General features: G+C 73.3%; 2 protein-coding genes. Both read left to right on the forward strand.

Annotation, left to right across the window (positions count from 1 at the left end; all coding sequences use genetic code 11):
* The coding region (locus tag AB0M52_RS25485; RefSeq protein ID WP_363958455.1) for an amino acid adenylation domain-containing protein at window positions 1-3,661 on the forward strand (3,661 nt) is incomplete at its 5' end.
* The coding region (locus tag AB0M52_RS25490) for an amino acid adenylation domain-containing protein (protein ID WP_363958458.1) at window positions 3,658-8,988 on the forward strand (5,331 nt) is incomplete at its 3' end. The genes AB0M52_RS25485 and AB0M52_RS25490, both read left to right, overlap by 4 nt.

The raw sequence follows: 8,988 nt of genomic DNA on the forward strand, positions 1-8,988 counted from the left end.
CTACGCCAACCAGGACGTGCCCTTCGAGCGCCTCGTCGAACTACTCAACCCCCAGCGCTCCCTCGCCTACCACCCACTCTTCCAGGTCATGCTCGTGCTCAACGACCTGCTGCCGGCCACCGGCGGCGTGGAGGACGCGGGCGACCTGCGGGTCAGCGGCGAGCCGGTGGACACCGGGATGACCAAGTTCGACCTCACTTTCGCGTTCACCGTTGACCGGGACACCGGGCGGGTGCGCGGCATGCTCGACTACAACCCGGACCTGTTCGACCCGGCCACCGCGGAGAGCCTGATCGGGCGCCTGCTGCGGTTGCTCGACGCCGTCGCCGTCGATCCCGGTCAGCCGATCGGCGCGGTCGACCTGCTCGACGCGGGCGAACGCCGGCAACTTCTGGCGGACTGGAACGACACCTGGCGGGAGCCCACCGCTGGGACGGCCGCCACCCTGTTCGAGGAGCACGTGCGGCGCGACCCGAACGCCGAGGCCGTCGTGGCCGGCGACAGCAGCATCACGTATGCCGACCTCAACCGCAGGGCCAACCGGCTGGCCCGCTACCTGGCCGCGCAGGGCGCCGGTCCGGAGCGGCTAATCGGCCTCGCCGTCCCGCGCTCGGCCGATTGGGTGGTGGCAATTCTCGCGATCCTCAAGACCGGCGCCGCGTTCGTGCCGATCGACCCGGACTACCCGCAAGAGCGGATCGCGTTCATGCTCGGCGACGCGGCGCCCGCCCTGCTGGTGGTGAGCTCCGAGTCGGCCGGCCAGCTGCCGGAGACGGGCATCCCCCGGCTGCTACTCGACGGCGAGCAGACCCGGGCGGCGATTGCGGACCTCCCCGCCGACGACCTCGGCACGACGGCGCACCCAGCCAATCCGGCGTACGTCATCTACACCTCCGGCTCCACCGGCCGGCCCAAGGGGGTGGTCATCCCGCACCCGGGCCTCGCTGATTGGGCCCTGACCCAGGTCGAGCGGCTTGCGGTCGGACCCGGCAGCCGGATGCTCCAGCTGGTGTCCACCAGCTTCGACGCCTCGCTCGGTGACCTGTTCGGCGCGCTGCTCTGTGGCGCCACCGCAGTGCTCGCGCCCAACGAGCGGCCGCTCGGCCAGGATCTGGTGGACCTGATCGTGGCGGCCCGCGTCACACACGTTGCCGTGCCGCCGACCGTGGTGGCCGACCTGCCGGAGAATGGCCTACCGGCCGGGGTCACGCTCACCATGGCCGGTGAAGTCTGCCCGCCGGCGCTCGCGGCCCGCTGGGCCTGGGACCGCCGGCTCGTCAACGGGTACGGGCCGACCGAGGCGACGATCGGCGCCACCATGTGGCAGTGCCGGCCGGACGCCGCCACCGACCGGCCGGTGCCGATCGGCACACCGCTGCCCAACAAGCGGGCCTACGTGCTCGACCGCAGCCTGCGGCTGGTGCCACCGGGCGTGACCGGTGAGTTGTACCTGTCCGGTGGGCTGGCGCGGGGCTACCTCAACCGGACCGGGCTCACCGCCGAGCGGTTCGTGGCAGACCCGTACGGTGCACCGGGCGACCGAATGTACCGCACCGGCGACCTCGCCCGGTGGGCCGCAGACGGCGCGCTGGAGTTCGGCGGCCGGGCCGACAACCAGGTAAAGCTGCGCGGATTCCGGATCGAACTCGGTGAGATCGAGGCCGCCCTGGGAGCCGTCGCAGGGGTGTCGCAGGCAGCCGCAGTGGTCCGCGAGGACGAGCCGGGCTCGCAGCGGCTGGTGGCGTACCTGGTGCCGGCCGAAGGCGACATCCTCGACCCGTTGGCGGTTCGGGCGGAGCTGGGTGGGCGGCTGCCCGCTTACCTGGTCCCGTCGGTTCTCACCATGCTGGACGCGCTGCCGCTAACGCCGAATGGCAAGGTGGACCGCGCCGCCCTGCCGGCACCCGACTACAACGCGTCAGTCACCGGCCGGGCGCCCACCGGAGCCGACGAGGCGCTGCTGTGCGAGTTGTTCGCCGAGGTGCTGCGGGTGCCCGGTCTCGGTGTCGACGACGGCTTCTTCGAGCTGGGCGGCGACAGCATCATGGCGATCCAGCTGGTCGGCCGGGTCCGCGCCGCTGGCTACACGATGTCGGCCCGGGACGTGTTCGAGCACCGCACGGTCGCGGCGCTGGCCCAGGTGCTGCGCCGCGATCCGGTGCCGGCCGGCCTGACCGGCGACGGCGTGGGTGACCTGCCGCTGCTGCCGATCGTGCACCGGTTCGCCGCACACGGTGGGCCGATCGAGCCCTTCGTGCAGACCAAAATGGTGCAGACCCCGGCCGGCATGGAACGGTGCCAGCTGGTGACGGCCCTCCAGGCGGTGCTGGACATGCACGACGCGCTGCGCGCCCGGCTGGTGGTGCCGGAGCAGGGCAACTGGACGATGGACATCGCCGAGCCGGGCTCCGTCCAGGCAGACGGCATCCTGTCCTGGGTGGACCTGGTCGGCCTGGATGACGCGGCAAAGCGCGAGGTGGTGGTCGCGGCAGCCCGGGTCGCCCGGGGCCGGATCGCGCCGCGCGAGCGGGGCATGGTGCGCGCCGTGTGGTTCGATGCCGGTCCGGTCGAACCCGGTCTACTCCTGCTCGTGATTCATCACCTGGTAGTGGACGCGGTGTCCTGGCGGATCCTGCTGCCCGACCTGGCTGACGCGTACCGGGCCGTCGACTCGAGCCGGCCAGTGCAGCTGCCGCCGGTAGGTGCCACCCTGCGGCAGTGGGCGCGGCGCCTAGCGGACGAGGCCGTCACGCCGGGGCGCGTCGGCGAGCTGCCGATGTGGCGGGAGACCGTCACGAGTGCCGGCACACCACTCGGCTCCCGGCCGCTGGACCCGGCACGCGACACCCACAGTACGGCCGGAGAACTGGGGCTGACCCTGCCGGCCGACGTCACCGAAGCGGTGCTGACCCGGGTGCCGGCCCAGTTCCACGCCGGCGTCAACGACGTGTTGCTGGCCGCCCTCGCCATGGCGGTGGCCGAGCGCGGCCCGATGCTGGTCGAGGTGGAGGGACACGGCCGCGAGGAGCAGGTGGCCGGCGACGCCGACCTGTCCCGCACGGTCGGGTGGTTCACCTCGGTCTACCCGGTGCAGCTGGACGTCGACGGCTGCGACCTGCGCGACGCCCGGGCCGGCGGGCCGGCCGCAGGCGAGGTGCTCAAGCGGGTCAAGGAGCGGCTGCGCCGAATCGCCGACAACGGCATCGGCTACGGCCTGCTGCGCTACCTCAACCCGGCCGGGGCGGCGGAACTGGCAGCCGACGGCCCGCCCCAGCTCGGCTTCAACTACCTCGGCCGGATCCCGGCCGGCGGGCCGGAGCCTGGCGGCGGAGCACAGGACTGGGCCGAGCGGCTGGACGCCGCAGGCGCGGCCGGCGGCCAGGACCCGCAGATGCCGCTGGCCCACGCGGTGGACCTGAACGCGGTCACCCTCGACGGGCCGGGCGGTCCGCAGCTGGTCGCCACCTGGACCTGGGCCACCGGGGTGCTTAGCGAGGCGCAGGTTCGGGAGCTGGCCGAGGCCTGGTTCCAGGCGCTGGGCGCGCTGGTCCAGCACGCCGAGAACCCCTACGCGGGCGGGCTCAGCCCGTCCGACGTGGCGCTGACCGGGCTGGACCAGGACGAGATCGAGATGCTCGAAGAGGAGTGGGAAGAGCGATGAGCGAGCGCGCCGGACTGGACGACATCCTGCCGCTGTCCCCGCTCCAGGAGGGACTGCTCTACCACCGGTTGTCCGAGTCGGACACCGGCCCGGACGTGTATGCGGTTCAGATGGTCGTCGACCTGGCCGGGCCGCTCGACGCGGCGCGGCTGCGCGACGCCGTCGCGGCCCTGTTGCGCCGACACAGCTCGCTGCGAGCCGGCTTCCGCCATGAGGGCGTTAGCCGGCCGGTGCAGGTCATCCCGCGCACGGTACGCACGCCGTGGCAGGAGGTGGACGTGACGGGCCTGGCCGCCGAGGACCGGGACGCCGCAGCGCACCGAGTCGTCCAGGACGACAGGACCCTCCGATTCGACCTGGCCCGCCCGCCACTGGTCCGGTTCACCCTGATCCGGCTGGCGGCGGGCCGGCACCGGTTCCTGATCACCAACCACCACATTCTGCTGGACGGCTGGTCGGTGCCGATCCTGCTGCGTGAACTCGTGGCGCTCTACCACAGTGGCGGCGACGACCGGGAGCTGCCGCCGGTGCGCCCCTACCGCGACTACCTGACCTGGCTCGCCGGTCAGGACCGGGCCGCCGCCATCGAGGCGTGGCGGTGGCACTTCGCCGGGCTGGACGGCCCTTGCCTGGTGGCACCCGGCGTGCCGGCCGGGCCGATGACGCCGGAACGGGTGTCGTTCGGCCTGTCCCCGCAGCGCACGGCCGCCCTCACCGCCCGGGCCCGCGCCCTCGGCGTCACCGTCAACACGCTGATCCAGGGCGCCTGGGCGGTGCTGCTGAGTCGGCTCACGGGCGAGTACGACCTGATCTTCGGCATCGCCGTCTCCGGCCGGCCTGCCGAACTCGTCGGCGTGGACACCATGGTCGGCCTGTTCATCAACACCGTCCCGCTGCGGCTGCGGTTACGGTCCGCCGAGCCGCTGGGTGAGATGCTGGCCCGGCTCCAGCGCGAGCAGGCGGACCTGCTGACCCGTCAGCACCTGAGCCTCGCCGAGATCCAGCGGCTGGCCGGGCACACACCGCTGTTCGACACGCTCGCCGTCTTCGAGAACTACCCCGGAGGCTCGGACGGCGACGAAAGCGCGGCCGAGGCAGACCCCACCGAGTTGCGGGTACTACGAACCAGCAGCCGGGATGCCACGCACTACCCGCTGGCCCTGCTGGCCGCCCCGGGACCCCGACTCAAACTGCGGCTCGACTACCGGCCGGACTGGTACACCGGGCCGGAGGCGGCCGAACTGGCCGACCGGCTGATCCGGGTGCTGGACGCGATCGTCGACGAGCCGGAACTTCCGGTGGGCCGAGTGGACACGCTCTCGCCTGACCAGCACCGGCGGCTGCTCGCTGCGGTCGGGCCACGGCCCGGGCCGGTGCCGCATTCCTCCGTACCGGACCTGTTCGCCGCGCAGGCGGGCCGCGGGCCGGAGAGCGTTGCGCTGACCGCCGGCGACGACGCGGTGACCTACCGGCAGCTGGACGGTCGGGCCAACCGGCTCGCCCACCAGCTGCGCCGGGCGGGAGTGCGCACTGAGACCACTGTCCTGCTTCTGCTGCCGCGGACGCCGGACCTCGTGGTGGCCATCCTCGCGGTGCTCAAGGCCGGCGGCGCCTACGTGCCGCTCAACGAGTCGTTCCCGAGCGAGCGACGACGGTACATCGCGGGCCAAGCCGGCGCCACCATCGTGCTGGCCGACCGGTCCACGGCCGGCGACGCCGCCGGGCTCGGCGTGCCCATCGTGCTGGTGGACGACCCCGACCTGGCCGGGACGGACGACCGCGGACCCGAGGTGCGGATCCGGCCGGAGCAGCTCGCTTACGTGATGTACACGTCGGGGACCACCGGCGAGCCGAAGGGTGTCGCGGTCACCCACCGCGACATCTGCCAGCTGGCCGCCGACCACCGGTTCGCCTCCGGGGCGCACGAGCGCGTGCTGATGCACTCGCCGCACTCCTTCGACGCCTCCACCTACGAGCTCTGGGTGCCGCTGCTGCGCGGCAACCAGGTGGTGCTGGCGCCGCCCGGCGAGCTGACCGTTCCGGTCCTGGAGCGGGAACTCGCCGAGCGGTCGGTGACCGCAGTCTGGCTCACCGCCGGCCTGTTCCAGGTGGTCGCCGAGGAGGCGCCGGCCGCGCTGGCCGGGGTGCGCGAGGTGTGGGCCGGCGGAGACGTGCTGTCCGCGGCCGCAGTGCGCCGGGTCGCTGAGCACTGTCCGGACACCGTGGTGGTCGACGGCTACGGCCCGACCGAGACCACCACGTTCGCCCTGTCCCACCGGGTGCCGGCCGGAGGGCCGGTGTCCGCCAGCATCCCGATCGGACGCCCGCTGGACAACATGCGGGCGTACGTGCTCGACGGCGGTCTGCTACCGGTGCCGAAATCCGCGGTGGGCGAGCTCTACCTGGCCGGCACCGGGGTGGCCCGCGGCTACCACGACCGGCCGGCGCTGACCGCCGAGCGGTTCCTGGCCGACCCGTACGGCCCGCCGGGTGAGCGGATGTACCGCACGGGTGACCTGGCCCGGCGCGGTACGGACGGGAACATCGAGTTCCTCGGCCGGCGCGACGGCCAGGTCAAGGTGCGCGGATTCCGGATCGAGTTGGGCGAGATCGAGGCGGTGCTGGTCGACACAAGGCTGGATGACGGGAGCGCGGTGGCCAGCTGTGTCGCCGTGGTGCGCGAGGACCGGCCGGGGGACCGGCGGCTGGTCGCGTACGTGGTCGGCACCGGCCCCGAGCTGGACCTCCCCGCCCTGCGTGCGGCCGCGGCCCGAAGGCTGCCCGACCACATGCTGCCCGAGCTCGTCGCGCTGCCGGCGCTGCCGCTCACCCCGAACGGCAAGGTCGACCGACGTGCGCTGCCGGCGCCGTCCCGCACGGCGGGCGCGGGCGCGCGCGACGCCCGGGGGCCGCGTGAGGAGCTCCTGCGCGGCCTGTTCGCCGAGCTGCTCAACGTGCCGGCGGTCGGCGTGGACGACGACTTCTTCGCGCTGGGCGGCCATTCGCTGCTGGTCACCCGCCTGGTCAGCCGGGTGCGGTCGCTGCTTGCCGTGGAGCTGTCGGTGCGGCAGGTCTTCGACCACCCGACCGTGGCGGCGCTCGCCGCCGCGCTGGACGCCGCCGACCGCGGCACCCGGCCACCGGTTGCCGCGGTCGTCGACCGGCCGGAGCGGCTGCCGCTGTCGTTCGCCCAGCGTCGGCTCTGGTTTCTGCACCGGCTCGACGGCCCGAGTCCGACCTACCACATCCCGAGCGCGCTGCGGCTGCGCGGCAGGGTGGACCGGGCGGCCCTGGGCGCCGCGCTCACCGACGTGCTGACCCGGCACGAGAGCCTGCGCACCGTTTTCGCCGAGGACGCGGCCGGGCCGTACCAGTCGGTGCTATCGGTCGAGGCGGCGGCCGTTGACCTGCCGGTACAGCCGGCCGTCGCGGAGGACCTGGACGCGCTGCTCACCGCCGCGGCCCGGGAACCGTTCGACCTGACCGCCGGACCGTTGCTGCGGGCCCGGCTGTTCGACCTCGGCGGCGACGAGCACGTGCTGCTGCTGGTGCTGCACCACATCGCCGGGGACGGCTGGTCGATGCCGGTGCTCGCCCGTGATCTCGCCGAGGCGTACGCGGCCCGGTCCGCCGGCGCCGCACCGGCGCGGCCGCCGCTGCCGGTCCAGTACGGCGACTACACGCTCTGGCAGCGCGCCGTGCTGGGCAGCGAGGACGAGCCGGACACCGTGATCGCTGCGCAGCTGCGGTACTGGAGGGCCGTTCTCGCCGGCCTGCCGGAGCAGCTGGAGTTGCCTGTGGACCGGCCCCGCCCGCCGGTGCCCACGCACAGCGGCGGGCGGGTGGAGTTCGAGCTGCCGGCCACCCTGCACCGCCAGCTGCGCGACCTGGCCCGGCGCAGCCGGGTGACCCCGTTCATGCTGGTCCAGGCCGGGGTGGCGGCGCTGCTGTCCCGGCTCGGCGCCGGCGACGACATCCCGCTGGGCACCCCGATCGCGGGGCGCACCGACGACGCGCTCACCGACCTGGTCGGTTTCTTCGCCAACACGCTGGTGCTGCGCACCGACGTCTCCGGAGACCCCACCTTCGCGGAACTGCTGCGCCGGGTGCGCAAGAATGGCCTGGCCGCGTACGCCCACCAGGACGTGCCGTTCGAGCGGCTGGTCGAGGTGCTCAACCCGCCCCGGTCGATGGCCCGGCACCCGCTGTTCCAGGTCATGTTGACGATGAACAACATCGGCGGACCGGCCGGCACCGCCGCGCCGATCGACGGCGTGAGCCTCGAAGGTGTCCCGGTCGGGCTTAACGCGGCCAAGTTCGACCTGCTGTTCGCGTTCGCCGGTGGCGAATCCGACGCGGCCCTGCACGGTTCGATCGAGTACAGCAGCGACGTGTTCGACGAGGCCACCGTGCGCGACCTGGCCGACCGCCTGCTGCGGTTGCTGGACGCCGCGATCGTGGCGCCGGACCAGCCGCTGAGCCGGCTCGACCTGTTTGCCCCCGGCGAGCGGGATCGGATCCTCGCGGTCGGCACCGGTGTAACCCGGCCGGTCCCGGCGGGCGGGATCGCCGAGCTGTTCCGCCGGCAGGTGACCCGGACGCCGGACCTGGCCGCGGTCGTTGCGGGGGGCACCGTCATCGACTACGCCGAGCTGGACCAGCGGTCGAACCGGCTAAGCCGGCTGCTGATCCGTCGAGGCGTACGCGCCGAGCGGACGGTCGCGGTGCTGCTGCCGCGCACCGAGCAGATCGTGGTGGCGACCCTGGCTGTCTTCAAGGCGGGCGCGGCGTACCTGCCGATCGACCCGTCGCACCCGGCGGAGCGAATCGACACACTGCTCGCCGACGCCCAACCGGCGCTGGTGCTCACCACCACGGAGCTGGCAGGCCTGTTCACCGAGAATGCGCCTACGCTGGTGCTGGACCATCCGGACACGATCGCGGAGGACAGTGGCCGGCCGGAGGAGCCTGCCGAGCCCGCGGTCCCGGTGCACCCGGCCCACCCGGCGTACGTCATCTACACCTCCGGGTCCACCGGTCGCCCCAAGGGCGTAGTGATGCCGGTTGGCGGACTGGTCAACCTGCTCCAGTGGCACCGTACGGCGGTGCCGGGCCGGACCGGGGCCCGGGTCGCCCAGTTCACCTCGGTCGGCTTCGACGTGTCGGTGCAGGAGATCCTGGCCACCGTGCTGCACGGCAAGACCCTGGTGGTTTGCCCTGAGGAGGTACGTCGCGACCCAGACCGGCTGCGCGACTGGCTCGACGGATCCGGTGTCGAGGAGCTGTACGCGCCGAATCTGGTGGTCGACGCGGTCGCCGAAGCGGCG

Origin of the sequence: Micromonospora sp. NPDC051296 (genome assembly GCF_040682255.1) — a bacterium.
In the GTDB taxonomy this organism is placed as follows: Bacteria; Actinomycetota; Actinomycetes; order Mycobacteriales; family Micromonosporaceae; genus Micromonospora; species Micromonospora craterilacus.